Below are 25,820 nucleotides of genomic sequence, written 5' to 3' on the forward strand. Positions count from 1 at the left end.
GGATGCGTCCACGACGCGGGTGTATGGCGGTTCGGGTCTGGGGTTGGCGATCAGTCAGGCCCTGGTCGAGATCATGGGGGGCCGGATCGAGGTGACGAGTACCGTCGGGGTCGGCTCCACCTTCGCATTCACCATCGCCTGGCCGCTCGCCGCTCGCCCGGAGCGGCGAGCGGCGACCGGCGTCGACTGGCTGAGCAGCGGTCGCCCCGAGCGCCGACGCCGGGATGACGCCGCGACCCACGAGAGTGCCGGGCGGGAACGCCCGGGGTCCGGGCCGGCAGACCCGTCCACTCTGCCCGGTCGATCCTCGCCGATTCCCCCCACCCCGGGGCCGCGCATCCTGCTCGCCGAGGACAACGTCATCAACCAGAAGGTCGCTCAGTTGATGCTCGCGCGCGGCGGCCACCGCGTCGACACCGTGAGCGACGGGCTCGAGGCCGTGCAGGCCGTCGGAGCCGTCGCGTACGACGTCGTGCTGATGGACGTGCACATGCCCGTCATGGACGGCCTCGAGGCCGCGCGCCGGATCCGGGGTCTCGGTGACAGCATCCGCCAGCCCGTGATCATCGCTCTCACCGCGAGTGCGACCACGGAGGCGAGGCAGGCGTGCCTCGAGGCGGGCATGGACCTCTACCTCACCAAGCCGATCCGGCCGGCCGAACTCGCGGAGACGCTGGCAACGGTGACGGGGGCGGGAACCGTTCTCGGCGACTGCCCGGATTCAGCCCCCATCGCTTCCCGTCCTGACGATGCCGTTATCGACTACGAAGTCCTCGGCTATCTCGACGACGTCGGCGCGGAAACCAAGGGCTGGCTGCTCCGGAGCTTCGCAGGCCAGGGCGAGAGCAGGCTGCGCGCGATCAGCGCCGGGATCGAAGCCCTCGACCACGAGCACGTGGTGGAGCTGGCGCACCGCCTCCGCGGGAGCAGCGCGACGGTCGGCGCGAGCGCCCTCGCCGCCGTGTGCGCCGAGATCGAGGCGGCGGCGACGCGGCAGGAGCCGATCACCGCGGGGCAGGCCGCCCGGCTCGGCACGGCGATGGACCGCACGCTCTCGGCCCTTGAACCGTTCATGCACCCCGTCCGTGAGCCAGAGCCCGAGCCGGAATCGGCCTGAGCCGAGCCGTCAGCCCGTGCCGATCAGGCCGTGCCGATCAGGCCGTGCCGAGCAGCGCGCACTGCTCCTGCAGGCGCGAACGGATGCCGGCGTCGGCGCACAGCGCGATCGCCCGTTGGTAGGCGACCCGGGCATCCCTCACCCGGCCGGCCTGGGCGAGCAGGTGTGCGCGGGTCGCCCAGACCGGTTGGAAACGATCGGCGCCCGGCAGCACGGCGACGGAATCGAGAGCGGCCAGTCCGGCCGCTGGTCCCTCGACCGCGCCGACGGTCGCCGCGAGCGCCACCCGGGCGCCGAGGGTGGGCGCGATCCGCACGAGCGCGCCGTAGAGGGCCAGAAGCGCCGGCCGGTCGGTCTCGCCCGAGCGAGCCCGGTCGCAGTGCACCGACTCGATGGCCGCCTCCACCTGGAATCGTCCGATCCGGTCGAAACCGTGGGCCCGCCGGAGCAGCATTTCCCCCTGCCGGATCAGCTCGCGATCCCACCTGGCCGGATCCTGGTCGTCCAGGGCGATCGTTGATCCGTCCGGTGCGGCGCGTGCCGGTGCCCGGGACAGCGAGAACGACAGCAGCGCGGCAAGGCCGAGCACCTCGGGCTCGCGCGGAAGCAGGGCCGCGAGCACGGTCGCGAGGTACAGCGACTCCGCCGCAAGCGACTCACGCACACTCGGCCCGGCTACACCCTGCCAGTCGATCGCATAGGCGCCGTAGATCGCCTCGAGCACCGCGGAGAGCCGCCCGGAGAGTTCGCTCAGCCCCGGCACGGTGAAGGGGATCCGCGCGTCCCGAATCCGCCGCTTCGCCCGCACGAGGCGCTGCGCCATCGTGGATTCGGGCAGCGAGAAGGCCACCGCGATCCGGGCCGCGTCGAAACCGAGCACCGTCTGCAGCATCAGGGGCGTGCGAATACCGGGATCAATCGCCGGGTGCGCGCAGACGAAAAGCAGTTCGAGGCGCTTGTCGGGGATCTCATCGGGGTCGACGTCGTCGAGCGAGAGCGGTGCGGGCGGATCGAGCGACCCAGAGAGTCCGAACAGCACGGTCGGGTCGAGCGGCACGGTCCGGCGCACGGCGGTGGACTTCCAGCGGTCGCGGAGACGATTGCGCGCCACCGTGAGCAGCCACCCCTCGGGGTTGCCGGGAATGCCGGCCGCCGGCCACCGGGTCAGCGCCTCGAGGAAGGCATCCGCGAGGGCATCTTCGGCGGACGGGATGTCGCCGCCCGGCGCCGCGAGCAGCGCGAGCAGCCCGCCGTAGGACTCCCGGGCGACGGATTCCGCCCGCGCCCTGGCCGCGTCCCTGGCTGCGTCCGTGGCTGCGCCCGCGGCGGCTGCGTCGTGCGCGCCCGCTGCGGTCATTCCTGGCCGCGCCATGCTCCGTCCCGGAAGATGATTGCCGACGGACGGATCTCGACAGCCCCGTACTGGGCGGCGGGGCACTGTTCGGCCCATGCGATTGCCGCATCGAGGTCTGGCACCTCGATCACGAAGGTGCCGTTGAGGCGCTCCTTGGTGTCCGCGAACGGGCCGTCCTGCACCCGGAGCGCGCTGTCGCGCACGGTGACGGTCGTCGACGCGGACACGGGCTGCAGGATGTCGGCCGAGATGAGTACCCCTGCGGCGTCGAGCGACTTCCCATAGGCATCGAAGGCCGCGCGTCCCCATTCCATCATCTCGTCGCTGATGTTGGCGTCTTCGGCTTCCTGGCTGATCACGAGCAATGAGTAACGCATCAGACTTCCCTTCGTCGTTGTGATACTGACACCACAATGACGAGCGAGCACGCCCCGAATCGACACCTCAGCGGGCGCGCAACCCGATCGACGTCGTGATCGCCTCATGCTGGCCACCGGAATGCACAAGATGCAGGCCGTCGCCGGTGACCGTGAGCTGGCTCCGGTAGCAGCGCAGGGCGGCCGTCGTCACGGCGCGACGGGCCTCGAGGTCGAGCCATTCGGCATCCGCTGCCGGTTCGAGCACGATCTCGGCGAAGGGGGTCTGCCCGGCGAGGCATGCCGCACGGGCCGCCTCGTGCATGCGCACGTGGTCGGGGTGGCCGTAACCGCCGCCGTGGTCGTAGCTGATCACGAGGGCGGGCCGCACGTGCCCGATGAGCGCCACGACATCGGCCGTGACCTCGTCGAGGGGAGCGACATAGAGGGCATCGGCGTCGGCGTCGGCGGCCGGACCGGCGAGTCCCTCCCGGATCCAGCTCATGCCCGAGTCACGGTAGCGGCGCGGCGGCCGTCCTTCGGCGCGCGCGGGAGCCTGGCCGAGCCAGAACCGGTCGGCGATCCCGAGGACCTGGGTGGCCCTGTCCAGCTCGTCTTCGCGAACGCGTGCGAGCGCCGCGGTGCCCTCGAGCCCGGACAGCGGCCCGGCGACGACTTCGCCGCGCTCGCCACGGGAGGCGGTCAGGAGCGACACCCGGGTGCCGCGCGCGACGAGTTCTGCTGCGAGGGCTCCGGTGGTGAGGGTTTCGTCGTCGGGGTGCGCGTGCACGAGCAGGACGACCGGGAGGCCGTCGAGGATGCTCACGCGATCCGCAGCCCGCGTCGGTCGTCGTACTCGTCCGCGGAGCACGGCTCGAGCAAGCCCCGGTACACGTCCAGAAGACCCCGCGCGCTGCGCGGCCAGTCGAGGCGTTCGGCGCGGGCGCGGGCGTCGACGGACAGCCGGCGGGCGAGGTCGGGATCGCCGAGCAGGGTCGTGATCGCCGCGCCCCAGGCCTGCGGGTCGCGGGAGCCGAGCACGATCCCGGTGTCGCCGTCGAGCACGGCTTCGCGGAGGCCCCCTGACGCGGAGGCGACGACGGGCACTCCGCTCGCTGCCGCCTCGAGGGCGACCAGGCCGAAAGTCTCCGAGTGGGAGGGGATCAACACGACCCTGGCGTCGCGGAACAGCGCCGCGAGATCGGCGCGGGTCTGCGGGCCGAGGAATCGTACGGTGTCGGCGATCCCGTTCCGTTCGGCGAGGTCACGGAGGCCATCGATATAGCCGTCGAAGTCGCCGGAGGCGTCGCCCGCGATGATGAGCTCCGGCCGGAGTGCCGCAGGGACCGCCGCTATCGCCTCGACCGCGAGGTCGAGTCCCTTGAGCGGCTGCAGGCGGGCGGCGACGATCGCGTAGCCGGGGTCCTGCTCGGCAGTGCGGATGCCCGGCGCCGGGTGGAAGAGCTCGGCGTCGACCCCGGGGGAGACCACGAAGATCCGCTCGGGCGAGCCGCCGAGCCTGGTCACGATCGTGTCGGCCTCGGCGTTGCTGATCGCGACGAGGGCGTCGGATTCGCGGGCGAGCCAGGCTTCGCCGCGCATCCGCCCCGGTGACTCCGGCCGTTCGCCGGCCGAGAGCGGCGTCGAGGGGTCTGCGGCGATGCTGTGGAAGCTCTGCACGTGCGGGATGCCGCGGCCCTGGGCGAGCGGGAGCGCGGCCATGCCGGAGAACCAGTGGTGCGAGTGGATCACGTCGTAGTCGCCGAGGGCGGCCAGGCCGACCCGGAATTCGTCGATGACCGCCTCGTGCGCCCCCTTGCTGATGGGTTTCGCCGGCCCGGCCTGAAGGAAGCGGAGGGTGAGGCGCGGTGCGAGGACGACGGCGTCGGGAAGTGTGGCCGAGGACCGGCGGGTCACGATGTCGACGGTGTGGCCGGCAGCGGCCATGGCCTCCGCTTGCTGGCGCACCACGACGTTCATGCCGCCGGCGTCCCCGGATCCAGGCTCGTCACCCGGCGAGGTGTGCAGGGAGACGAGGGCGATGCGGAGGCGGGAGGCTGCGGGGGACACCCGTGAATCTTAACGCAGTCGCCTGAACCCGCCCTGCCGAACTCCGTCGAATGGGTCAGCGGGCGAGGGCCGGCACAGATCGCGGCCGCACGAGCCACCACAGGGCCGCGCTCGCGAAGACGGCGCAGGCGAGCATGACCGCTCCCATTCCGAATGCGTCACCGGTGATGAACACCCCGACCAGCGGAGTGACGATTCCCGCGACGGTGAAGTTCATCGCGCCGAGCAGCGACGCCGCGAGTCCGGACTCCGCCCCGTGGGGTGCGAGGGCGAGGCCCTGCACGCAGGGAATGCAGACCCCCACGGCCATGATCGAGAACCAGAGCGGGATGACGACGAGCGGAAGCCCCCAGCCCCAGACGGCTGCGGTGCAGATCACCAGGGCGGACACCACGAGCACGGTCGTGCTGAGGACCAGTAGCCACTGCGGGGCCAGCCTGCCGGCAAGGCGCGCCCCGAGCTGGGTGCCGAGCACGAAGCCGAGGGCGTTCACCGAGAACAACAGCCCGTACTGCGCGACCGAGAACGCGTAGACGCCCTGGAACAGAAACGGTGAACCGGCGAGGTAGGCGAACTCGCCTCCCCAGACGAAACCGCCGACCAGGGCGAGTCCGAGGTAGCGGCGGTCCCGGAGCAGCCTGCCCATCCGACCCGGCAGCGCACGGATGCCCGACTGGATCCGGTTCTCGATCGGCAGGGTTTCCCGGATGCCGATCACCGAAGCGAGGGCGATCACCGCACCGTATGCGGCGAGCACCACAAAAATACCCCGCCAGTCGATCCACTGCAGCAACTGCGAACCCAGGATCGGCGCGACGATCGGGGCGAGCCCGTTGACCATGCCGAGCCGGGACAGCATCCTGAGCATCGGGATTCCGGAGAAGAGGTCACGCACGAGCGCGAGCGACACGACGCCGCCGGCCGCCGCCGCCGCGCCCATCAGGAACCGGAAGGCCGTCAGCGCCTCGACGTTCGGGGCGAACGCGCAGGCAAGAGACGCGAGGACGTGGACGAGGGTCGCGACGATGAGCGGCCGGCGCCGACCGATGACGTCGCTCCAGGGGCCGACAACGAGCTGGCCGACGGCGAGGCCGATGGTCGTGGCCGCGAGGGTGATCTGCACGGCCGACTCGGAGGTGTGCAGTGCCGCCGCGACCGCGGGGAAGGCGGGCAGGTACAGGTCGATCGTGAACGGCCCGAGCGCGGTCAGGGCGCCGAGGATGAACACGTACCGCAGGCGGTGACCCCGGCTGAGCAGTTCGCCCGGGTGCGCGGACGCGGTCATGCCCACTCGTAGTACGACTCGTCGACGCGACGGCCGACCGAGAGAGAGTCGATGGTCGCCATGTCTTCTGCGTCGAGTTCGAAGCCGAGGATGTCGATGTTCTCCCTGATCCGGCTGGCGGACGCCGACTTGGGCAGGGGAACGGTACCGAGCTGCAGGTGCCAGCGCAGGATCGCCTGCGCCTCCGTGACCCCGTGCGCCCGCGCGATCGAGGCGATCTCGGATGTGCCGAGGGCGAGGCCGCGGCCGAGCGGCGACCAGGCCTGGGTCACGATGCCTCGCTCGGCGTGGAAGGCGCGCAGCTCCGGTTGTGAGTGCAGGGGGTGCAGTTCGATCTGGTTCACGCTCGGGACCGTCCCGCCGAGCGCGATCACCTCCTCGACCTGCTCCCGCGAGAAGTTGGAGACGCCGATCGACCGCGCGGCACCGGAGCGGTTGACGTCTTCGAGGCCGTCCCAGGCCCGCAGGTGCGTTCCGCCGGAGGACACCGGCCAGTGCACCAGATACAGGTCGACGTAGTCGAGTCCGAGGCGATCGAGGCTGTTCCTGGCTTCCTGGCTTCCTCGCCCGCGGTCAGGTGGTGCGTGTTCCAGAGTTTCGTCGTGACGAAGAGCTCCCCGCGGGGAATACCGCTCCGGCGGATGCCGATACCGACGCCGCGCTCGTTGAGATAGACGGCGGCCGTGTCGATCGAGCGGTACCCGGCGGCGATGGCCGCTTCGACCGCACGAGCGGTCGCCTCGTCGTCCATGGCGAAGACGCCGAAACCGAGTTGCGGGGTCGTCGCCCCGGTATTGAGAGTGATCCTGGGGAGTCGGGTCGGCGGCATGGGGCGCTCCGTTCGGTCGCATTATTATCGGACGAGCGTCCAATATAACGCGAGCCTAGCGTCTTGCCGCGTGGGCTCAGGCCCGGATGCGGGCAATCAGGTCGTCGGCGAGCTGCTTCTGAAGCTCCGGAGTCATCAGGTCGGGGAACAGTACCGACTGCAGCGAGATCCCGTCGATGAACACCAGGATCTGGTCGACGAGCAGTCCGAGATTCGTGTCGACGGCCAGGTGCCCGCCCGCCGCGGTCGACGTCAGCACCCCGAGCCACCAGTCCCGAGCGACCTGCGCGGACTCCTGCCGGACCAGCTTGAGGCGGGGATCGTTGAGCGCCCTGCCGATGTAGCTGATGTCGATGACGGCCTCGATCCGCCGGTTCTCGTCCATCGGCAGCGTCTCATACAGCGTGGCCCTGAGTGCCTCGATCCCGGTTGACCGGCCGATCTTCTCCTCGACGCGGCGGAAGACCCGGTCATAGGCCAGGCGGTGGGCCTGAACGAGGATGTCGTCCTTGTCTGCGAAATAGTGGGCGAGCACGCCGCTCGAAACGCCGGCTTCCTTCGCGATCTGGCGCACCGTGGCCGCGTCAAGTCCGCGGGTCGCGATGACCCGCCAGGTGGCCTCGAGCACCTCAGCGCGCCGCTCCTCGTGGTCGACAATCTTCGGCATGTGTTGTGTCTCTTCCTCGTTCGCCCCAGTCGACTGCGGGAACCCATCGGCGAGTCCCCGGTTTTTGGACGCATGAGTTAATTTACTCGCTTGTAACAGGGCAGAAACTTATTTCGGACGCGTGTCATAAAAACTGTGAGGACAGCACAGACGAGGAAGTGAGCCAGGGATGACCATCACAGCACCACAACAGATCGAACTGCCCCTTGACGCCGCCCTGCGAGCCCGCGCGGGGAAGGTCATCCCAAGCGGGATGTACGGGCACATGAACGTGACCCTGATGCCGTCGGGGTTCCCCCAGTTCTATGCGGAGGGCAAGGGCAACCGCCTCTGGGACGTCGACGGAAACGAATATCTCGACTTCATGTGTTCCTTCGGCCCGATGATCTCCGGCTACGCGAACCCGGTCGTCGACGCGGCAGCGCTGGCCCAGCAGACGCGCGGCGACGCCCTCGGTGGCCCGACCGCACGCATGGTCGAGCTCGCCGAACTGATGGTCGACACCGTCGCACACGCCGACTGGGCCATGTTCGCCAAGAACGGCACCGACGCCACGAGTCTCGCGGTCACGATCGCCCGGGCGGCGACGGGTCGGAAGAAGCTGCTCAAGGGCGGCACGGCCTACCACGGCGCGAATGCCTGGTTCAATCCGAACCCGCTCGGCAGCACGCCGGAGGACCGCGCAAACATCATCGACTTCGAGTTCAACGACCTCGCCTCGCTCGAGGCTGCCGCAGCCGAAGCCGGCGGTGATGCCGCGGCGATCATCCTCTCTCCATTCCGGCACGACGCCCCCGGCTCCACAGACCAGTACATCGTCGACCCGGCCTTCGCCAGGGGAGTGCGGGCGCTGGCCGACCGGATCGGCGCCGTGCTGATCATGGACGAGGTCCGCACCGGCTTCCGGCTGCACACCGGCGGCGCGTGGGAACCGCTCGGCATCGATCCAGACCTCACCGCCTTCAGCAAGGCAATGGCGAACGGCTACGCGATTTCGTCGGTCGTCGGCATCGACTCGCTCCGGCAGTCGGCCGCCGACATCTTCGCGACCGGATCGTTCTGGTACGCGGGTGCAGCGATGGCGGCCGCGATCGCCAACATCGGCCTGCTCAAGGCGACCGACACCCCCGCCCAGATGAACCGGGTCGGCCAGCTCCTGCGCGACGGACTTCAGAGCCAGGCCGCCGCGCACGGCTTCACGGTCTTCCAGAGCGGGCCGCCCGTGATGCCGTTCCTGCGCTTCGAGGACGACGAAAGCCTCGCGACAGCCGCGGCCTTCACCGACGCGGCGGTCCGGCGCGGCGTGCTGCTGCACCCCGCGCACAACTGGTTCCTCTCCACCGCGCACACCGAAACGGATGTCGCGTGGGCGCTCGAGCGCACCGACGACGCGTTCGCCGAGACGCGCGCCCTATTCGGCTGACCCGTTCGACTGACCCGTTCATCTGCCACCATCGCCACCCTTCCACCATCAGCACCCAGGCTCCGACGCTGCAGCCACCTTGAGAACCGGCGGGACGGCCGGGTCCGCAACCAACAGAGGAGACTCACGTGCACACGAAACAACGCTCCACCCGCTTCAAATGGCGCTCCCTCGTCGCGATGGCCGCGACCGCAACCCTGCTGCTGACCGGCTGCAGCGTCGGAGCGGCCACGACGGCTGTCGCGAAACACGATCTCGTGATCGCGAGGGCGATGGACCTGACGACCCTCGACCCCGACCGCGGCTACTGCGACACCTGCCAGATCGTCTTCACGGCACTCTACGACCGGCTCGTGATCGTGAGTCCAGAGGACTCGAAGACCCTTCAGCCCGGGCTGGCCTCGACCTTCACCGCGAACGCCGACAACACCCAGTTCACCTTCGGACTCGACCCAGCGGCGACCTTCTCGGACGCCTCGCCCGTCGAGCCGAAGGACGTCAAGTGGAGCCTGGAGCGCCTCGCCAACATCAAGGGCAGCGCCTCCTACCTGCTCGCGGGCATGTCCTCGATCGACACCCCCGACGCGAAGACCGTGGTCGTCAACTTCGCGGCGCCGAACTCCGCGTTCCTCGCGATCGTCGCGGCGTCGTACCTGGGCATCGTGAACAGTGACGTCGCCAGCGAGCACGGTGCATCCGCCGCGGCCGACGCGTCGACTGCGGACACCGCAGAAGACTGGTTCCTCTCCAACTCCGCGGGAAGCGGCCCGTACATCCTCGACAGCTACACGGCCAACAGTGCCGTGAAGCTCACGGCGAACCCGAACTACTGGCGCACCAAGCCGACCTTCGACACCGTGACGCTCAAGGAGGTCACCGACTCGAGCTCGCAGCTCCAGCAGCTTCAGCAAGGTGACGTCGACATCGCCATGCAGATCAGCCCAGACGCCCTGGACCAGCTCAAGAACACCCCGACGGTCACGACGGCGGCCGTCGATTCGTTCAACTACACATACATCGCCCTGATGCCAGGTGCAGAGGGCGGGGCTCCCCTCGCCGATGTCCGGGTGCGGGAGGCGATCAAGGACGCCATCGACTACGACAACATCGTCAAGACCCTCGTCGCAGGCTACGGGAAGCTGCAGGGCTCTCCGATCCCGAACGGCTTCGAGGGCAGTGAGAAGGTCGCCCTGCCGAGCTACGACGTCACGAAGGCGAAGGCGCTGCTCGCAGAGGCCGGCTACCCGGACGGCTTCACGATCAGCTCGACGTACCCGAAGATCGTTGCATACGGCGTCGACCTCGACCTGCAGATGCAGGCCATCCAGCAGAACCTCGCTTCGGTCGGCATCACGCTCGAACTGACGCCGGTCGACTTCAGCCAGTGGGCCGACGTCATCGGCGGCAAAGGAACCCCGATCACGGCCGTGTACTTCGCCCCTGACCACACGGACTCGAGCCAGTACGTGCAGTACTTCGGCCTGATCCCGAACGGCGGATACGTCGCCAACTTCGCCTCTCTGGCCGGCAAGACGGTCAACCAGGCCGAGGTCGACGGGCTCACGACTGCGCTCGCCCAGACCGGAGCGGAGCGCACGGCGAGCTACCAGGCGCTCGCCCAACTGATGGCCGACGACGTCAATATCCTGCCGATCGTCAATCCGCAGTTGATCATGGCCCACGCGAGCGACATCACGGGGGTGACGTACAGCCCGTGCTGCAACGTCGACCTCGGGGCGCTCGGGCTCACGAAGTAAGCCACCGCCCAGCGACAGTGCGGGGCGCGGACCCGGTCCACGCCCCGCACTGTCTCCCTGTACCGTCGCCCCGCACTGTACCGTCGCCCCGCACTTTACGGAGTTCCAGATGCTTCGCTTCATCCTCAAACGGATCGCCATCCTGCCGCTGCTCCTGCTCGGCATCGTGACGATCGCTTTCGTGATCTCGCGGCTGTTGCCGGCGAATCCGATCGCCTCGCTCGTCGGCGAACGCAACCTCAACAATCCCGAGATCGTCGCCGCCGCCAAGGCGCGCTGGGGCCTCGACCAGGACCTCTTCACGCAGTACCTGAACTATCTCGGTCACCTTTTCCAGGGCGACCTCGGCACCTCCTTCAGTACCAAATCGAGCGTGACGAGCGACCTGCTCAGCCGTCTTCCGGCCACGATGGAGCTCACGATCGTCGCCCTCCTGATCGGCACACTCGGTGGCATCGCCCTCGGCGTGATCTCGGCGAGCCGGAAGGACCGCTTCGCCGACCACCTGAGCCGGTTCTTCTCCCTGCTCGGATCGTCCCTCCCGGTCTTCTGGACCGGCCTCGTCTTCCTCTTCGTCTTCTACGCCCAGCTCGGCGTTCTCCCCGGCCCCGGCCGGCTTTCGGCCAGGATCGAACCTCCCGCGAACGTCACGGGCTTCTACACGGTGGACTCACTGCTCGCCGGCAATATTCCGCTCTTCCTCGACGCGGTCAGCCACCTGATCCTCCCGGCGTTCATCCTGGGCTGGGGGCTGGTCGGCACGATCAGCAGGCTGGTCCGCGCCTCGATGCTCGATGAGATGCACGCGGACTACGTGCGCACCGTGCGCGCGAAGGGCCTCAGTGACGGGTTCGTAATGCGGCATCATGTGCTGCGCAACTCGCTCACCCCGGTCGTCACCATCGTCGGCTTCGCGTTCGGCGCGCTGCTCACCGGTGCCGTGCTCGTGGAGCAGATCTTCTCCTGGAACGGGATCGGCTCGTACGCCGTCGGCGCCACCCGCACCCTCGACTACCCCGCCATCAACGGGGTCACCCTCGTCGGCGGTGCCATCTTCCTCCTGGCCAGCCTGGCCACCGACATCGTGTACGCCGTCGTCGACCCGAGAGTGAGGCTCGCATGACCGCGATCTCGTTGCCCAGCCTGGCCGGAAACGCCCGCGACCTGTGGAAGCGCGGGTCGGCATCCGCCTGGCTGCGCCCACCGATGATCTTCGGCTACGTCGTGCTCGCCTTCTGGATCGTCGCCGCCGTCGGCGTGCAGTGGATCGCGCCGTACGACCCGATCAAACAGGTGGGCGAACGGCTGCTCGCGCCCAGCGGGACGCACTGGTTCGGCACGGATGCGCTCGGTCGCGACGTTTTCAGCCGCACCCTCTACGGTGCCCGCTATTCGCTCCCGATCGCCGCGGTCGCGATCGTCGTCTCGGTGACGATCGGCAGCGTGCTCGGCGCCGTGGCCGGCTACTTCGGCGGCTGGGTGGATGCCGTGATCATGCGTATCGCGGACATGACGATGGCGTTCCCCGCGATCCTGCTCGCGATGGCGGTCGCCGCCTCGCTCGGCCCCGGCCTGAACAACGCGTTGATAGCGATCGTGATCGTCTGGTGGCCGATCTATGCCTGGCTGATGCGCGGTCAGGTGCTCTCGATCAAGCAGCGGGAGCACGTCGAATCGGCCGTGGCGATCGGGGCGAGCGGTCCACGGATCCTGTTCCGGCACATCGTGCCGCAGTCGCTGACGCCGATCCTGGTCAACGCGACCATGGACCTCGGCCAGGTCATCCTGCTGGTCGCCTCGCTGAGTTTCCTCGGCCTCGGCGCCCTGCCGCCCACGCCGGAGTGGGGTGCGATGATCACTGACGGCGCCAAGAACTTCTATCAGCCGTGGATCGCCGCGGCCCCCGGGTTCGCGATGCTCACGATCGTGCTCGCGATCAACTTCATCGGCGACGGCCTGCGGGACGCCCTCGACGTGAAGGCCACCCGCCGCTGAGTCGCCGGCAGCACAACAGGAAGCGGCGCCCGGACTGTGTCCGGGCGCCGCTTCGTTGGTCCGGCGGGGGTCAGCTCGCGATGCGGGCGCCGGGGATCGCGGCGAGCAGCTCCCGCGTGTACGACTCCCGGGGCGAGTCGAAGATCTCCTCCGGGGTGCCGCTCTCCACGATGACGCCGTTCCGCATCACGTGCACGAAGTCGCTGATCTGCCGCACGACGGCGAGGTCGTGGCTGATGAACAGGTAGCTCAGGCCGAATTCATGCTGGAGTCGCATCAGCAGGTCGAGGATCTGCGCCTGCACGAGAACATCGAGGGCGGACACCGCCTCGTCGAGCACGATGAGTTCCGGCCGCAGCGCGAGCGCGCGTGCGATGGCGACGCGCTGGCGCTGGCCACCGGAGAGTTCGTGCGGGTAGCGGTCTGCGGTCTCTGCGGGGAGGGCGACCGCGTCGAGTAGTTCGAGCAGCCGGACAGCCCGGGATTCCTTCGTGCCCCAACCGTGGACGACGAGGGGTTCGACGATGGTCGCGCCGACCGTGAAGAGTGCGTCGAGCGAGGCGAACGGGTTCTGGAACACCGGCTGGACCCGGCGACGGAAGTCGAGGAGTTCCTTCTTCGTGAAGCCGCTTGTCTCGGCGCCTTCGAAGGTGATCGACCCGGAGGTCGGTGCGTCGAGCCCGAGCACGAGTCTCGTCGTCGTCGACTTACCCGAGCCGGACTCGCCGACGATCGCGACGGTGCTGCCGCGGGGGATGCTGAAGGTCGAGCCGGCGAGGGCGACGAACCGCTGCGGGCGCGACAGGAACCCGCTGCGCACGACGAACTCCTTGCGTACCTCGGAGAGCTCGATGATGTTATCGACATGGCCCGTTCCTGCGGCCTGATGCGTCGCGTAGGGCGTCGCCGCCCGCGTCTCCCCGCGGCGCACGGCGAGGCTCGGCGCCGCCAGGAGCAGGCGCTTCGTGTATTCGTGCTGGGGATCCTCCAGGATCTGGCGTGCCGGGCCATGCTCGACGATGCTGCCACGGAACATGACGAGCACCTCGTCGGCGCGCTCGGCCGCGAGGGCGAGGTCGTGCGTGATCATGAAGAGCGCTGTGCCCATTTCCTCCGTCAGTGCCGAGAGCTGGTCGAGGACCTGCCGCTGCACGGTGACGTCGAGGGCACTCGTCGGCTCATCAGCAATGAGGAGCTGTGGGCGGCAGGCGAGCCCGATCGCAATGAGCACGCGCTGACGCATGCCGCCGCTGAATTCGTGCGGGAACTGCCGGAAGCGGCGTTCGGGCTCGGGGATTCCGACCATCCTGAGCAGCTCGATCGCCCGGATGCGTGCGGCGGAAGGCGTTGCGCCATGCGCCTCGAGGGCCTCGGTGATCTGGTGGCCGATCCGGTAGACCGGGTCGAGGTTCGACATCGGGTCCTGCGGCACGAGGCCGATGCCGGCCCCGCGCACCCCGGCCATCTGCGCCTCGGAGGCGTGGGCGAGGTCGACGCCGTTGAAGAGGATTTTCCCGGAGGTGATGGTCGCGTTCGGGGCGAGCAGGCGGTTGATCGCCGCGGACATCGTCGACTTGCCCGAGCCCGACTCGCCGACGACGGCGAGCGTGGACCGTGCGGACAGCTCGAGGTTCGCGTCGGAGACCGCGGTGAACACCCCCTGGGCGGTCCGGAAGGAGATGGACAGGTTCTGGATCGAGAGCAGCGGCCGCCCGATGGCGGTTTCCGGGGCTGCAGTCGCCGTGGCAGTTTTATCGGACATGCGTCCAACATAAACGCGTCGCGTTTCGGCGAGTCAATGCAGTGTTTCGGACAGGTTTAATCTGGAAGAGAGGCCGGCGCGGGGTTCTGGTGACTGAAACCGTCATTCATCGGAAACATCCTCGCCACGCGACCTCCCTAGATTTAGGCGCATCCGAATCCGCACCTAGTCGCGGAGCAGCATGCCGTAGCAAAGGGGTATTCATGAGTGGAAACAGCGCCCGCCGTCAAGCGATCAGGGATGTAAGGGCTTATGTTCCTCCGGCCCCGAGCTATACAGCGACTGAGACGCCGGGAGAGATCTTCGGCGAAAACGTCTTCAACAAGGTCGTCATGCAGAAGCGGTTGCCGAAATCCGTCTATAAGTCCGTGATGGCGACGATCGAAAACGGCGCCAGGCTCGATCCGCTCGTAGCGGATGCCGTCGCATCCGCGATGAAGGACTGGGCGCTCGAAAAGGGTGCGACCCATTACGCCCACGTCTTCTACCCGCTCACCGGGCTGACAGCGGAGAAGCACGACAGCTTCTTCGAGCCCGTCGGCGATGGCACGGCGCTCGCCGAATTCGCGGGCAAGACCCTCGTGCAGGGCGAGCCCGACGCATCGAGCTTCCCCAACGGCGGCCTGCGCAACACCTTCGAGGCTCGCGGGTACACCGGCTGGGACGTGACGAGCCCGGCATACGTGCTCGAGAACCCGAACGGCAACACCCTCTGCATCCCGACGGTCTTCGTCTCGATGACCGGCGAAGCGCTCGACCACAAGACCCCGCTGCTGCGCTCGCAGCAGGCGATGGGCGAACATGCCGAACGCATCCTGCGCCTCTTCGGGCACACCGATCCTGCCCGCGTCGTCTCGTTCTGCGGCCCCGAGCAGGAGTACTTCCTCGTCGACCGGCACTTCTTCCTCGCCCGCCCCGACCTGCTCAACTCCGGCCGTACCCTGTTCGGCGCGAAGCCGCCCAAGGGCCAGGAGTTCGACGACCACTACTTCGGCGCCATCCCCGAGCGGGTGCTCGGCTTCATGATGGACACCGAGCGGGAGCTCTTCAAGCTCGGGATCCCCGCGAAGACCCGGCACAACGAGGTCGCCCCCGGCCAGTTCGAGATCGCGCCGATGTTCGAGCGCGGAAACATCGCCGCCGACCACCAGCAGCTGCTCATGACGACTTTCAAGTCCGTCGCCAAGAAGCACGGGATGGCCTGCCTGTTCCACGAGAAGCCCTTCCAGGGCGTCAACGGCTCGGGCAAGCACGTCAACTTCTCGCTCGGCAACAACGAGCTCGGCAGCCTTCTCGTCCCGGGAGACAACCCGCACGACAACGCCCAGTTCCTGGTGTTCTGCGCCGCCGTCATCCGCGCGGTGCACAAGTACGCCGGACTTCTCCGCGCCTCGGTCGCCTCCGCGACCAACGACCACCGCCTCGGCGCCAACGAGGCCCCGCCGGCGATCATCTCGATCTTCCTCGGCGACCAGCTCGCCGACGTCTTCGAGCAGATCGCCCAGGGCCCGGCAACCTCGTCCAAGGACAAGGGCTCGATGGTGATCGGCGTCGACACGCTCCCGGTGCTGCCGACCGACCCGGGCGACCGCAACCGTACGAGCCCGTTCGCGTTCACCGGGAACCGGTTCGAGTTCCGTGCCCCCGGTTCGATGCAGACCGTCGCCGGCCCGATGGTGACGATCAACACGATCATGGCCGAGTCGCTCGATTACGCGGCGACCGAGCTCGAGGCCGCCGTCGCCGGTGGCACTGACTTCGACACGGCCGTGCAGAGCCTGCTCACCCAGATCATCACCGACCACGGCGCCGTCGTGTTCAACGGCGACGGGTACTCCGATGCCTGGCCGATCGAGGCGGAGAAGCGCGGGCTCGCAAACCTGCGCACGACCCTCGACGCGCTGCCCGAACTCATCACCGAGTCGGCAATGGACCTGTTCGACAAGTACAGGGTCTTCAACCACCGCGAGATGCACAGCCGTTATGAGATCGGCCTCGAACAGTACGCTCTCACCATCGGTGTCGAGGCGCGCCTCACGCTCGAGATGGGGGCGACGGTCATCCTCCCCGCCGCCGTGCGTCACCAGACCGAACTCGCGATCAACATCGGCGCCCTCACGGCCGCCGGCGTTGAACCCGACCACGCCGCACTGAGCGAGGTGTCCGCCCCGATCACCAAGCTCCGGTCCGCGCTCGCCGTGCTCCGGGACGCGCTGGCCGGCGGATCGGAAGAGACCGCACTCGGCGAGGCCGAGCACGCTCGCGACGCGCTGCTTCCGGCGATGTCCGCGGTCCGCGCCGCCGCAGATGCCCTCGAAGAGATCGTCGCGGACGACCTGTGGCCGCTCCCGACCTACCAGGAGATGCTCTTCATCCTGTAACCGCAGAGCACGTACGTCCTCCGCCCGGTCAGCCTGTTTCTGCTGGCCGGGCGGATGCGCGTTCTGACCCGATCAGATGAACAGCGTCGTCGTCGACTCGGCCGCCTCCCCGAGGAAGGTCGCGACGCCGCCGAGTTCGACGCCGTCCATCAGGTCGGTCGGAGCGATCCCGAGCAGGTCCATCGTCATCGTGCACGCGATCAGGCGCGCCCCGCCGGCCTGCGCGGACGTGATGAGATCGGGCAGCGACGAGACCGAGTTGTCCCGCATGACCTTCTTGATCAGTGCCGCACCGGCACCGAGCATATTCATCTGCGACAGCGGCATGCTGCCCGCGCTCGAGGGCATCATGGTGGCGAACATCTTGTCCATCAGTTTGCGTTCCCGCTTGGGCGGGTCCGTGCGGCGCAGGGAGTTGAGCCCCCAGAACGTGAAGAACATCGAGACCTCTTCGCCCATCGCGATCGCCCCGTTGGCGATGATGAAGGCGGCCAGCACCTTGTCGAGGTCGCCGGAGAACACCACGAAGGAGGTCTTGTTGGGTGTCGGCGAGCTCACGATGCCGACGGATGCCGCAGGCCGGGTCGCCAGAGCGGCCCCGCCCTTCCGCATGGTCGCGACGTAGCCAGGGCCCTCCGGCGAAATGGCGACGAGCTCGTGTCCGTTCCGCCTGGCCCAGGCCGGAGCGTCACTGGCGAACCCGGGGTCGGACACGTGCACGACAACCTCGTCGCCGGCATCCAGTGTCTTCATCTTCTCGGATAGCTTCATGATCGGGCCTGGGCAGGCGAGTCCGGAGCAGTCCAGGTCGACCTGCACGCCGGTGCCGTTGGCGAGCAGGGCGGCCTGCGCGGCGGCCTTCGTTGCAGCGGCCGTGAACTCGGCTGCTTCGGCGTAGGTGGTCATCGGCAGCGGGGGTTCGTCGCTTTCGGGCTCGACCTCGTGCCACGACCGGAAGGTGTCCGACCCGCCGGAGAGAGTGGCGACATCCGTGAACCCGCGTTGCACGAGCGCGCGGTAGGCGAGGTAACTGCGGAACCCGACCGCGCAGTACAGGCGCAGCGGCCCGGTGCGGTCCCAGAGCTCGCATTCGAGGCGGATGCTTCCGAGCGGCACGTTCTCGGCGCCCGGCAGGTGCCAGATCGAGAATTCCTCCGGGGTGCGCACGTCGATGAGCCGAGCCCCGGCAGTCGCTTCCGGGTAGTCCTGGGCGTACCAGAGGGTGAGGTCGCCGCGGAGCACGTTGCTCGCGACGAAGCCGGCCATGTTCACCGGGTCCTTCGCGGAACCGAACGGGGGAGCGTACGCGAGCTCGAGCTCCTCGAGGTCGTAGACGGTCTGGCCACCGCGGAGGGCGGTCGCGAGCACGTCGAGGCGCTTGTCGACGCCGTCGAAGCCGGCGGCCTGCGCGCCGAGGATGCGCCCGGTGTCGGGGGCGAAGAGGACCTTGAGCTGCATCATCGCGGTGCCGGGGTAGTAGCCGGCGTGGCCGGAGGGGTGCACGTGCACGGCCCGGTACGGGACCTCGGCGGCGAGGAGTTGCCGTTCGGTGGCGCCCGTTCCGCCGGCGACCATGTCGAAGATCTTCACGATCGAGGTGCCCTGGGTTGAGCGGTATTCGGTGTTTCGGCCGCAGATGTTCTCGGCGGCGACCCGGGCTTCGCGGTTCGCGGGTCCGGCGAGCGGGGCCAGCCAGCGCCCCGGCAGCACGGTGTGCGGCGTTTCGACGGAGTCGCCTGCCGCCCAGATGTGCGGGTCGGAGGTGCGCATGTGCGTGTCCACCGTGATCCCGCCGCGGGCGCCGAGCTCGAGCCCGGCCGCCTTCGCGAGCGTGGTGTTCGGGCGCACCCCGGCGGAGAGGATCACCAGGTCGGCCGCCAGGACGGTCGAGTCCGTGAGCTCGACGTTGAGACCGCCGTCGGGGCGGGCCGCGAATGCGGCGGCCGCAGTCGACAGGTGCAGGGTGATGCCGCGACTGCGGAGGTGGTGTTCGACGGGGACGGACATCTCGTGGTCGAGGGGCGGCAGGATCTGGTCGCTCATCTCGACGACGTCGACGAGGGCGCCGCGGTGCTTGAGGTTCTCGGCCATTTCGAGGCCGATGTAACCCGCGCCGATCACGACGGTGCGCACGGGTCCGCGGGCGCCCGTCGCGGCGAGGGTGATCGCGGCATCCAGTTGGGCCTTGATGGCGTCCATGTCGCCGATCCGGCGCAGCACGTGCACGCCGGGCAGGTCTATCCCCGGCAGGGGAGGGCGGAGTGGTTCGGCGCCCGTGCAGAGCGCCAGTTCGTCATAAGGTTCCTCGTAGCTGCGGCCGCCGTCGACCTCGCGGACGGTGACGGTCTTCGCGGCACGGTCGATTCGCAGCACCTCGTGTCCGACCCGCACGTCGATGTCGAGGGATTCGCGCAGACTTTCCGGCGTTTGCAGGAGCAGGCGGCTGCGATCAGCAATCACTTCGCCCACATGGTACGGCAGACCGCAATTCGCAAACGAGACGTGATGACCGCGCTCGAGCACGACGATCTCAGCGAACTCGTCCAAACGGCGGGCGCGGGCGGCGACGGATGCGCCGGCTGCGACCCCGCCTACGACAACGATCTTCATGGGGTGCCTTTCGTCGGCCGGGACAGCGATTTGGTCGACCCGGCATATACCCCCGTGGGTAATTGGGGGACTGATTCTGACACTACACCCGCGGGATACCGCGGACCGTGCACTCTCAATACCCATGGGGGTATAGTGAGTGCTTTCACCCACGAAGGAGCTGCCGATGTGCCACGCCAAGACCTGTAAGACCTGCGGGAAGACCACCTGGGCCGGCTGTGGCCAACATGTCGACCAGGTCATGCGCGGAGTGCCGAAGTCGCAGCGCTGCCCCGGGCACGAGAACGAACAGGCGTCCGGTGGCTTCCTGTCCCGGCTCTTCGCGGGCCGCTGATCTGTGCCCCTGAGTTCGGCACACGCCTGACAGCGGAAGCGCGCCTGCGTCTCCCTCCTGCCTGCCGTCGCACATCACCCGATCACCGGAGGTCAGCACCTGATTCTTTCCGCTGACCTCGGTATCCTTTGTCGCCCTGCAGCGATTAGGGTCCAGAATAGGACCGCGGAGAAGCGGGGGCACGGTGGTGCCACAAACATTGGGGGATGGCCATGCGTGCTCTAACAGGTTCCGCTGCGTGTGCCGTGGCTTTGACAGTGCTGGTTCTGCTTTCCGGCTGTGCGGGGCCTGGGCCAACCGCGCCGGGCGCTGCTCCGGTCACTGAAATGTCAACCACGACTCCGACGCCGACCGCTTCCACAACAGTGCCCGCCGGGCAGACCCGACCGGTCGGTGTCTTCGGCGGCACGTGCGACGCACTCTTCACCGTCGACGAAGTCAGCGCGGCCGTTGGCGCGGTCGTGACGAGTTCGGAGAGGGCCAGGGCCGTCTCGCTTGTGTTGGATCCCTCCTGGGCAGCGGTGCCCGCACGCGGTGGTATCGACTGCCTCTGGTCCGAAAATGAGAGCCTCACGGGCGCGTACTTCAGTGCCGTCGTTTTGGCTGCTGCCTCGGTGACGACCGTTCACGCGGATGAGGTCTACTGCTATGGAGCCGACGTGGTCGACCCTGCGCAGTCCGGGTCCTGCCGGGTCAGTGCCACCGATGGTGGTTACTGGCTCAGCGCCGTCGTCTACACGGCGGTCGGAACGATCAATGACGACACCCGGACCGCAGTTGCAACGCTCCTCACCACGTTCTCGGGTCGCGCACGGGCCGCGGGCACGCCTGTAGCCGTCGTCACTCCGAGTGGCGCCTGGAAACGCGAGGATTGCGCCGCACTGTCGGATACTGCACACGTCACGGACGCCATTTCCAGTCCCGGACTCACTGTCTCTTCTGCTGACACTGCCAGCGGCGAAGCCGCCGAGGGACGTTACGCGGCCCTCGGGAGCGCAGGCGTATTCGCGTGCAGCTGGTCACAGTCGCCGGCTCCGGCTGGCCAGATTGAATCCTTCAGTATCATCCTGTTACCGGGCGGATCCTGGGCGCAGGAGGATGTCGCGCGGGAGACCGGGGCCGAGACCGTGTCAATCCCCGGGGTTGACCTTGTGACTCGGATTCCGAATGAGGCTGGCGGCTATACCTTCGACGCATTCGACGGAGTCAACTGGCTGCGACTTTCGACGAATGCCTCGACAAAGTCGGATCTGGACCAGTTGACTCCAGCGATCCCGGCTCTCGTCAACGCTCTCAACGCCGCGTGAACGGATAGAGCGGAGGCGAGCCAGAACGGTCCGGTGAATCACGTGTTCAGTCGCGGTTGGGTGGTCCGGTGAGGACCTGGTGGGCGCGGTGCCGGTTCGGTGGCCGCCAGAGTCGTAGCGGGTCGATCAGCCCAGGGGCCCGGACTTGTGGTGAGCCTTTCACCATTCGGATCTCCCACCCGGAGGTGTCGATGCTGTGGTGATGGAACCAGCACAGTAGGACACCGTTGTCGACGGTCGTGGGCCCGTCCTTCGCCCAGGGCTTCACATGGTGTACTTCGGCCCAGTGCGCCGGCGCCTTGCAGCCGGGGATGATGCAGCCGCCGTCCCGGGCGGTGATCGCCCGGCGCTGCGACCGGTTGAAATAGCGCCGCTCCGGCCCGAGCTTGAGGACCTCGTTGTTCACCCCGAAGAGGACCCCTTGGAAGCCGCCGTCACAGATGCGCTGGTGCACCGTCTTCAAAGACACGGGGGCCTCGACGCCGTCGATCCACCCCACCCCGACCCCGGAGGCGAGGTCCGCAGCGTTCACGTGCACCATTACCGTCGGGGCTGACCCGCCCATCGACGGGGTGTCCGTGTCGCGGGCGGCGTGTTCGAACAGGGCCCGGAGGATGTCGGCGCGTTTCTCCCCGCTGGTGCGGGTGTCGGCGCGGCGCTCCCGGAGCTCTGCTTCGATCACGTCCAGATCCGGGCCCGTGTCGGCGCCGCCGTCCGCGGTCTCGGCGCCGGGGATCAGCTGCCCCGAATCCATCAGCGCCTGTTCCTCGGCGGTGGGGAACGCCGGGCGGGCGTGGAAGCTGAGGAAGGCGTCGAAGAGGGTGTTCATCACCCCGAACAGTTCCGGTGTCACCCCACCCTTCACCGGATACAACCCGTTCTTGAGTTGGCCGAAGCCGATGTTCGACTTCGCCTCGAACAGGTCCTCGGTCGGGAGGACCCCGTCGGGGTCCAGGGCCGCCTGCCACTGCGCGACCATGCCCCGGATCAGGTCCGTCGTCACCGGCACACCCGCCCCGGCCAAATCCTCCGTCTCCCGGGTGATCAGCCCGGCCGCAGACGCGACCAGGGCCCGCTCCGCCGTCAACAGGTCATCCGGCGCCACCCGGTGACTGATCACCTGCAACCCCGCCACGATCAACTCCGCCGTCTCCACCCCGATCTGCCCCGCCGTCAGCGCTGCCCCGACGGTGGGGAACAAGGGCGGCAACCAGGCACTGCCGCCACACGGCCGCGGCAACACCGCATCGCCGAGCTTCGTGCGCCGCTTCACCTCCCGGGCCGACACCCGCGTCACCCGGGTGACGACATCCCACGGGCCCGTGCAGCCCATCTTCCACGCCAGGCCCTCCCGGCCGAGGACCCGGGCCCGCCGGTCCACATCCGTCGCGGTGCTCACCCGGGCCGCATCCACCGTCCGACCGATCGCCTCCACGGTGCTCAGCGCCGTCACCGCTTCTGTGTCACTGAGCAGCCCCACCGGGATCGCCGCCAGGGCGTCGGCGAGAACCGCCTGCGCCTCGGCGAGCCGGGCGACAGCATCCGCATGCACCGACGGCACCGACCCGGCCAAACCCTCCGCGCCCTCGAACCCCTCGGCAACCGCGACCGGATGGGCCGACTCGACACCAACGGTGGGCTGATCGCCCGCAGCCCCGGAACCGGGTGTCTGCGGGGCGTGTGACTGGGGATCCGAAGCTCCTGCCATACCCCGATTCTACCCCGAATCGAACACTAATGCGAGATCTGCTCACTTTATTTGGGCTATCGAGCTTTAATTTTCAGACTTAAATATGATGCTGAGCGCAAATTCGAGAGTCTCCTGAGTGGCCGGGAAAGTTTACTTGACGCTTCAAGTAATGCTGCTAGAGTATTGGTTGTCGGTTCAACTAAGCGGGTTGGGCATGACTTGTGAGCCCGACGCGACCGCAGGAGACGAACATGACACTGACCACTGACCTCACCGGATCCCGCGCCGCCACAGGCGACCTCCTCGCGGCGACGACAGGCATGGATGCCGTCACGCTGCGCGTCGGCGACCTCGCGTTGATGTCCTCCTACTATCGCGAGGCGTTGGCGCTCGACCCGATCAGCGCACAGGGCACCACCGTCGTGCTCGGTCGCGGCACGACCCCGCTCGTTGTGCTCGAGCACACCCCTGGCCTGCCGGTTCCCGCCCGCAGTCAGGCCGGACTCTTCCACACCGCCATCCTGTTCGACACGAGCGCCGGCCTGGCCGCGACCGTGCTCCAGGCCGCCCGTGACCAGCGTTCGAGCTTCGTCGGCAGTGCCGACCACATCGTCAGCAATGCCTTCTACTTCACCGACCCTGAGGGTAACGGGATCGAGCTCTACGTCGACAGGGACCGGTCGGAGTGGGTCTACAAGAACGGCCAGGTCCAGATGGACACGCTTGCGCTCGACCCGAGCGCCTTCCTGCAGAAGAATCTGCCCGCCGATGGGGGAGAAGCCGCCGTCGGTCCGGCCAAGGTCGGCCATGTTCACCTCCAGGTCGGTGACCTCGAGATGGCCCGGCGCTTCTACGTCGACGCCCTCGGCTTCGAAACGACCCTCGACTTCCCCGGCGCGCTGTTCGTGAGCGCCGGCGGCTACCACCACCACATGGCGATGAATGTCTGGAACAGCCGCGGCGTCGGTCCGCGTGCCGCGACCCTCGGCCTCGCCGACGTGGCGATCACCGTTCCCGGCCGCGCTGATCTCGATGCTGTGGCCGAACGACTCCGCCACCGCGCGATTCCGCTTCACGACGACGGCACCAGCATCCGCGTCGACGACCCCTGGAAGACCCGCGTCACCCTGACCGTCGGCGAGGCCTCGGCGTGAGCCCCGCCATCGAGATCACGGCCCGCCGCGACGGCGTCGACCCCGCGCTCCCGTCGACCCGCCCACTCCTGCTGCTTTTGCATGGTTACGGTTCGCACGAAGGCGACCTGCCGAGCCTCGCCGCCTACCTGCCCGACGCGTTCGACTGGGTGTCGCTGCGTGCGCCGCTCGGTCTGCCGACCGGCGGGTTCGCCTGGTTCCCGATCACTGTGCCGGGGCGCCCGGGCGCAGAGTCCGTCATCGAGGCAGCGGATGCCGTACTCGCGTGGCTGGACGCCCACGTGCACCCGGGCACGCCCGTCGTTCCCCTCGGCTTCTCGCAGGGCGGCCTCATGGTCACCCAGCTTCTCCGCCAGGCTCCCGGGCGATTCCCCGCCGGGGTCGTCCTCTCGGGATTCACCCTCGACGCCACGCTCCCAGGCGATGAGGTCCTTGCGGCCACACGCACGCCGGTGTTCTTCGGCCACGGAGATGCCGACCGGGTCATCTCCGCGGAGACGACAGCACGGGCGAGCGCCTGGCTGCCCGGCCACAGCACCCTGACCGAGAAGGTCTATGCCGGTCTGCCGCACTCGATCTCCGCAGAAGAACTCGACGACGTGTCGCGGTTCCTGACGGAGGCCCTCGTCTCAGCTGGCTGAACCACCCGCAACGGCGTATGACCACAGCTCGCTGCTCACACCGACCGGGCGCGCAGCGGGCTTCCCGTCCTGCGGGGCCTCGCTGCGGTGCCCGTGCGCGAAGGCGGGCGACGTGGACCACGCCTGGAAGGACTCCTCGTCGGCCCAGCGCGTGATGACCAGCCAGGTGGTGCGATCGTCGGTCGGCTGCAGCAGTTCGAAGCCTTCGAAGCCCGGGGCGTCGTCGACGGCCCCCGCGCGGGCGGCGAACCGGCGAGCCAGCTCATCGCCGTTGTCGGCTGGGACAGTAATCGCGTTGATCTTGATGATCGTCATCGGGCTTCCTTCTGTCGTGAATGCGGTGGTGACCGCGTCGTTCGCCCCATGCTGCCACCGCTGGCTGCATGAACCCTCGGTGGCTCGCCTGACTCCTAGATGATCGCGGCGCGCAGCTCCGCGGCCGAGGCGGCGGGGTCGGCGGCGCCGTAGATGGCGCCCCCGGCGACCGCAACGGTGGCGCCCGCGCGCTGGACTCCCCGAATCGTGGACAGGTTCACGCCACCTGCGACGGAGAAGGGAACCTTCGCGGTCTCGCCGTCGTTGAGGAGGGTCTGGAAGGTGAAGCCAGGCTCCGCCTGCTCGTCGAGACCGGCGTGCATCTCAACGAAGACCGCTCCGAGGCCGGTGACCTCACGGGCCCTGGTGACCTTGTCGGCCACACCGATCAGGTCGACGACGATGCCCTTGCCGTGAGCGGTGGCGGCCTTGACCGCACCGACGATCGTGCTGTCTCCGGCGGTGCCGAGCACGGTCACGTAGTCCGCTCCCGCGGTGAAGGCCAGGTCGGCCTCGAGCTCGCCGGCATCCATCGTCTTCAGATCGGCGAACACGAGCTTGTCGGGGTGCGCGTTCTTGATGGCGGTGACGGCGCGCAACCCTTCGCTCTTGATGAGCGGGGTGCCGAGTTCGATGATGTCGACGTGCGGCGCGACCTGGGCGGCGAGGGTGAGGGCGGCGTCGAGAGTGGTGACGTCCATGGCGACCTGCAGTTTCATTGCTGATTCCTTACTTCGGTTGTGCTGGGTTCTTCCTGGTGCACCGCGGTCGCG

22 protein-coding genes and 1 pseudogene are annotated in these 25,820 nt (G+C 68.3%); 10 read left to right on the forward strand and 13 right to left on the reverse strand.

The window, feature by feature from the left end; genetic code table 11:
• Positions 1-1,117: hybrid sensor histidine kinase/response regulator (locus tag E3O50_RS16790; RefSeq protein WP_134558711.1), on the forward strand; the 1,117-nt coding region annotated here is incomplete at its 5' end.
• Between the two features lie 37 nt (positions 1,118-1,154).
• Here the strand turns inward: E3O50_RS16790 and E3O50_RS16795 are convergent.
• The 8 genes and pseudogenes from E3O50_RS16795 to E3O50_RS16825 all read right to left on the reverse strand — a co-directional run bounded on the left by E3O50_RS16795 (position 1,155) and on the right by E3O50_RS16825 (position 7,678).
• A complete protein-coding gene (locus E3O50_RS16795) occupies positions 1,155-2,474 on the reverse strand; it encodes a DUF6596 domain-containing protein (protein ID WP_174774599.1) in 1,320 nt (439 codons plus the stop codon).
• Positions 2,471-2,848, reverse strand: a complete 378-nt coding sequence (locus E3O50_RS16800; RefSeq protein WP_134558712.1) for a YciI family protein — start codon at positions 2,846-2,848, stop codon at positions 2,471-2,473. Before E3O50_RS16800 ends, E3O50_RS16795 begins: the two co-directional genes overlap by 4 nt.
• A 67-nt stretch (positions 2,849-2,915) precedes the next feature.
• Positions 2,916-3,653, reverse strand: a complete 738-nt coding sequence (locus tag E3O50_RS16805) for a PIG-L family deacetylase (RefSeq protein ID WP_134558713.1) — start codon at positions 3,651-3,653, stop codon at positions 2,916-2,918.
• On the reverse strand, positions 3,650-4,897 hold the full coding sequence (locus tag E3O50_RS16810; RefSeq protein ID WP_241975308.1) for a glycosyltransferase: 1,248 nt from the start codon (positions 4,895-4,897) through the stop codon (positions 3,650-3,652). The genes E3O50_RS16805 and E3O50_RS16810 overlap by 4 nt, the downstream gene beginning before the upstream one ends.
• Positions 4,898-4,952: 55 nt before the next feature.
• Positions 4,953-6,182: a multidrug effflux MFS transporter gene (locus tag E3O50_RS16815; RefSeq protein ID WP_134558714.1), complete on the reverse strand. Its 1,230-nt coding sequence runs from the start codon at positions 6,180-6,182 to the stop codon at positions 4,953-4,955.
• Positions 6,179-6,682: an aldo/keto reductase gene (locus tag E3O50_RS19860; protein WP_277870839.1), complete on the reverse strand. Its 504-nt coding sequence runs from the start codon at positions 6,680-6,682 to the stop codon at positions 6,179-6,181. Before E3O50_RS19860 ends, E3O50_RS16815 begins: the two co-directional genes overlap by 4 nt.
• 143 nt (positions 6,683-6,825) lie before the next feature.
• A pseudogene (locus E3O50_RS19935) lies at positions 6,826-7,011 on the reverse strand (aldo/keto reductase); the annotation flags it as partial.
• Between the two features lie 76 nt (positions 7,012-7,087).
• Positions 7,088-7,678: a TetR/AcrR family transcriptional regulator gene (locus E3O50_RS16825; RefSeq protein ID WP_134447203.1), complete on the reverse strand. Its 591-nt coding sequence runs from the start codon at positions 7,676-7,678 to the stop codon at positions 7,088-7,090.
• A gap of 169 nt (positions 7,679-7,847) precedes the next feature.
• Between E3O50_RS16825 and E3O50_RS16830 the strand changes: the two genes are divergently transcribed.
• The 4 genes from E3O50_RS16830 to E3O50_RS16845 all read left to right on the forward strand — a co-directional run bounded on the left by E3O50_RS16830 (position 7,848) and on the right by E3O50_RS16845 (position 12,853).
• Positions 7,848-9,101 carry an aminotransferase class III-fold pyridoxal phosphate-dependent enzyme gene (locus E3O50_RS16830; RefSeq protein WP_174774600.1) on the forward strand — a complete coding sequence of 418 codons (1,254 nt, stop codon included), beginning with the start codon at positions 7,848-7,850 and terminating at the stop codon, positions 9,099-9,101.
• A gap of 128 nt (positions 9,102-9,229) precedes the next feature.
• Positions 9,230-10,858, forward strand: coding sequence for an ABC transporter substrate-binding protein (locus E3O50_RS16835; RefSeq protein ID WP_134558715.1), 1,629 nt, complete (start codon positions 9,230-9,232; stop codon positions 10,856-10,858).
• A 109-nt stretch (positions 10,859-10,967) separates the two neighbouring features.
• Positions 10,968-11,981 (forward strand): ABC transporter permease, encoded by a 1,014-nt coding sequence (locus tag E3O50_RS16840; protein ID WP_134558716.1) that lies wholly within the window; start codon positions 10,968-10,970, stop codon positions 11,979-11,981.
• On the forward strand, positions 11,978-12,853 hold the full coding sequence (locus E3O50_RS16845; RefSeq protein WP_134558717.1) for an ABC transporter permease: 876 nt from the start codon (positions 11,978-11,980) through the stop codon (positions 12,851-12,853). The genes E3O50_RS16840 and E3O50_RS16845 overlap by 4 nt, the downstream gene beginning before the upstream one ends.
• A 70-nt stretch (positions 12,854-12,923) precedes the next feature.
• On the opposite strand, the gene E3O50_RS16850 is transcribed toward E3O50_RS16845, so the two are convergent.
• Positions 12,924-14,615 (reverse strand): ABC transporter ATP-binding protein, encoded by a 1,692-nt coding sequence (locus E3O50_RS16850; RefSeq protein WP_134558718.1) that lies wholly within the window; start codon positions 14,613-14,615, stop codon positions 12,924-12,926.
• 203 nt (positions 14,616-14,818) lie between these two features.
• Here E3O50_RS16850 and E3O50_RS16855 point away from each other — a divergent pair, with 203 nt between their 5' ends.
• A complete protein-coding gene (locus E3O50_RS16855) occupies positions 14,819-16,996 on the forward strand; it encodes a glutamine synthetase III (protein ID WP_134447193.1) in 2,178 nt (725 codons plus the stop codon).
• A 72-nt stretch (positions 16,997-17,068) separates the two neighbouring features.
• Here the strand turns inward: E3O50_RS16855 and E3O50_RS16860 are convergent, their stop codons facing one another.
• Positions 17,069-19,606 (reverse strand): FAD-dependent oxidoreductase, encoded by a 2,538-nt coding sequence (locus tag E3O50_RS16860; RefSeq protein ID WP_134558719.1) that lies wholly within the window; start codon positions 19,604-19,606, stop codon positions 17,069-17,071.
• A gap of 166 nt (positions 19,607-19,772) precedes the next feature.
• Between E3O50_RS16860 and E3O50_RS16865 the strand changes: the two genes are divergently transcribed.
• Both E3O50_RS16865 and E3O50_RS16870 read left to right on the forward strand, forming a co-directional pair.
• Positions 19,773-19,940, forward strand: a complete 168-nt coding sequence (locus E3O50_RS16865) for a hypothetical protein (RefSeq protein WP_134447189.1) — start codon at positions 19,773-19,775, stop codon at positions 19,938-19,940.
• A 326-nt stretch (positions 19,941-20,266) separates the two neighbouring features.
• A complete protein-coding gene (locus tag E3O50_RS16870) occupies positions 20,267-21,247 on the forward strand; it encodes a hypothetical protein (protein WP_134558720.1) in 981 nt (326 codons plus the stop codon).
• Between the two features lie 46 nt (positions 21,248-21,293).
• Here the strand turns inward: E3O50_RS16870 and E3O50_RS16875 are convergent, their stop codons facing one another.
• Positions 21,294-22,955: an HNH endonuclease signature motif containing protein gene (locus E3O50_RS16875; RefSeq protein WP_134558721.1), complete on the reverse strand. Its 1,662-nt coding sequence runs from the start codon at positions 22,953-22,955 to the stop codon at positions 21,294-21,296.
• A gap of 233 nt (positions 22,956-23,188) precedes the next feature.
• Between E3O50_RS16875 and E3O50_RS16880 the strand changes: the two genes are divergently transcribed.
• Positions 23,189-24,091 carry a VOC family protein gene (locus tag E3O50_RS16880; protein ID WP_134447183.1) on the forward strand — a complete coding sequence of 301 codons (903 nt, stop codon included), beginning with the start codon at positions 23,189-23,191 and terminating at the stop codon, positions 24,089-24,091.
• Positions 24,088-24,732 carry a phospholipase gene (locus tag E3O50_RS16885; RefSeq protein ID WP_241975309.1) on the forward strand — a complete coding sequence of 215 codons (645 nt, stop codon included), beginning with the start codon at positions 24,088-24,090 and terminating at the stop codon, positions 24,730-24,732. Before E3O50_RS16880 ends, E3O50_RS16885 begins: the two co-directional genes overlap by 4 nt.
• Here the strand turns inward: E3O50_RS16885 and E3O50_RS16890 are convergent.
• Both E3O50_RS16890 and hxlA read right to left on the reverse strand, forming a co-directional pair.
• Positions 24,721-25,047, reverse strand: a complete 327-nt coding sequence (locus tag E3O50_RS16890; protein ID WP_134558722.1) for an antibiotic biosynthesis monooxygenase — start codon at positions 25,045-25,047, stop codon at positions 24,721-24,723. The genes E3O50_RS16885 and E3O50_RS16890 overlap by 12 nt on opposite strands.
• Positions 25,048-25,142: 95 nt before the next feature.
• Positions 25,143-25,766, reverse strand: a complete 624-nt coding sequence (hxlA, locus tag E3O50_RS16895; protein ID WP_134558723.1) for a 3-hexulose-6-phosphate synthase — start codon at positions 25,764-25,766, stop codon at positions 25,143-25,145.
• Between the last annotated feature and the right edge of the window lie 54 nt (positions 25,767-25,820).

It is taken from the genome of Cryobacterium sp. MDB1-18-1, from assembly GCF_004402735.1.
In the GTDB taxonomy this organism is placed as follows: domain Bacteria; phylum Actinomycetota; class Actinomycetes; order Actinomycetales; family Microbacteriaceae; genus Cryobacterium; species Cryobacterium glucosi.

What these genes read in the sequence shown, in the direction of transcription:
- E3O50_RS16845 (WP_134558717.1), top strand. Translation starts at nt 11,978, where the DNA reads ATGACCGCGATCTCGTTGCCCAGCCTGGCCGGAAACGCCCGCGACCTG.
- E3O50_RS16840 (WP_134558716.1), top strand. Translation starts at nt 10,968, where the DNA reads ATGCTTCGCTTCATCCTCAAACGGATCGCCATCCTGCCGCTGCTCCTG.
- E3O50_RS16800 (WP_134558712.1), bottom strand. Translation starts at nt 2,848, where the DNA reads ATGCGTTACTCATTGCTCGTGATCAGCCAGGAAGCCGAAGACGCCAAC.
- E3O50_RS16795 (WP_174774599.1), bottom strand. Translation starts at nt 2,474, where the DNA reads ATGACCGCAGCGGGCGCGCACGACGCAGCCGCCGCGGGCGCAGCCACG.
- E3O50_RS16815 (WP_134558714.1), bottom strand. Translation starts at nt 6,182, where the DNA reads ATGACCGCGTCCGCGCACCCGGGCGAACTGCTCAGCCGGGGTCACCGC.
- hxlA (WP_134558723.1), bottom strand. Translation starts at nt 25,766, where the DNA reads ATGAAACTGCAGGTCGCCATGGACGTCACCACTCTCGACGCCGCCCTC.
- E3O50_RS16830 (WP_174774600.1), top strand. Translation starts at nt 7,848, where the DNA reads ATGACCATCACAGCACCACAACAGATCGAACTGCCCCTTGACGCCGCC.
- E3O50_RS16880 (WP_134447183.1), top strand. Translation starts at nt 23,189, where the DNA reads ATGACACTGACCACTGACCTCACCGGATCCCGCGCCGCCACAGGCGAC.
- E3O50_RS16860 (WP_134558719.1), bottom strand. Translation starts at nt 19,606, where the DNA reads ATGAAGATCGTTGTCGTAGGCGGGGTCGCAGCCGGCGCATCCGTCGCC.
- E3O50_RS16875 (WP_134558721.1), bottom strand. Translation starts at nt 22,955, where the DNA reads ATGGCAGGAGCTTCGGATCCCCAGTCACACGCCCCGCAGACACCCGGT.
- E3O50_RS16825 (WP_134447203.1), bottom strand. Translation starts at nt 7,678, where the DNA reads ATGCCGAAGATTGTCGACCACGAGGAGCGGCGCGCTGAGGTGCTCGAG.
- E3O50_RS16850 (WP_134558718.1), bottom strand. Translation starts at nt 14,615, where the DNA reads ATGTCCGATAAAACTGCCACGGCGACTGCAGCCCCGGAAACCGCCATC.
- E3O50_RS16890 (WP_134558722.1), bottom strand. Translation starts at nt 25,047, where the DNA reads ATGACGATCATCAAGATCAACGCGATTACTGTCCCAGCCGACAACGGC.
- E3O50_RS16855 (WP_134447193.1), top strand. Translation starts at nt 14,819, where the DNA reads ATGAGTGGAAACAGCGCCCGCCGTCAAGCGATCAGGGATGTAAGGGCT.
- E3O50_RS16870 (WP_134558720.1), top strand. Translation starts at nt 20,267, where the DNA reads ATGTCAACCACGACTCCGACGCCGACCGCTTCCACAACAGTGCCCGCC.
- E3O50_RS16865 (WP_134447189.1), top strand. Translation starts at nt 19,773, where the DNA reads ATGTGCCACGCCAAGACCTGTAAGACCTGCGGGAAGACCACCTGGGCC.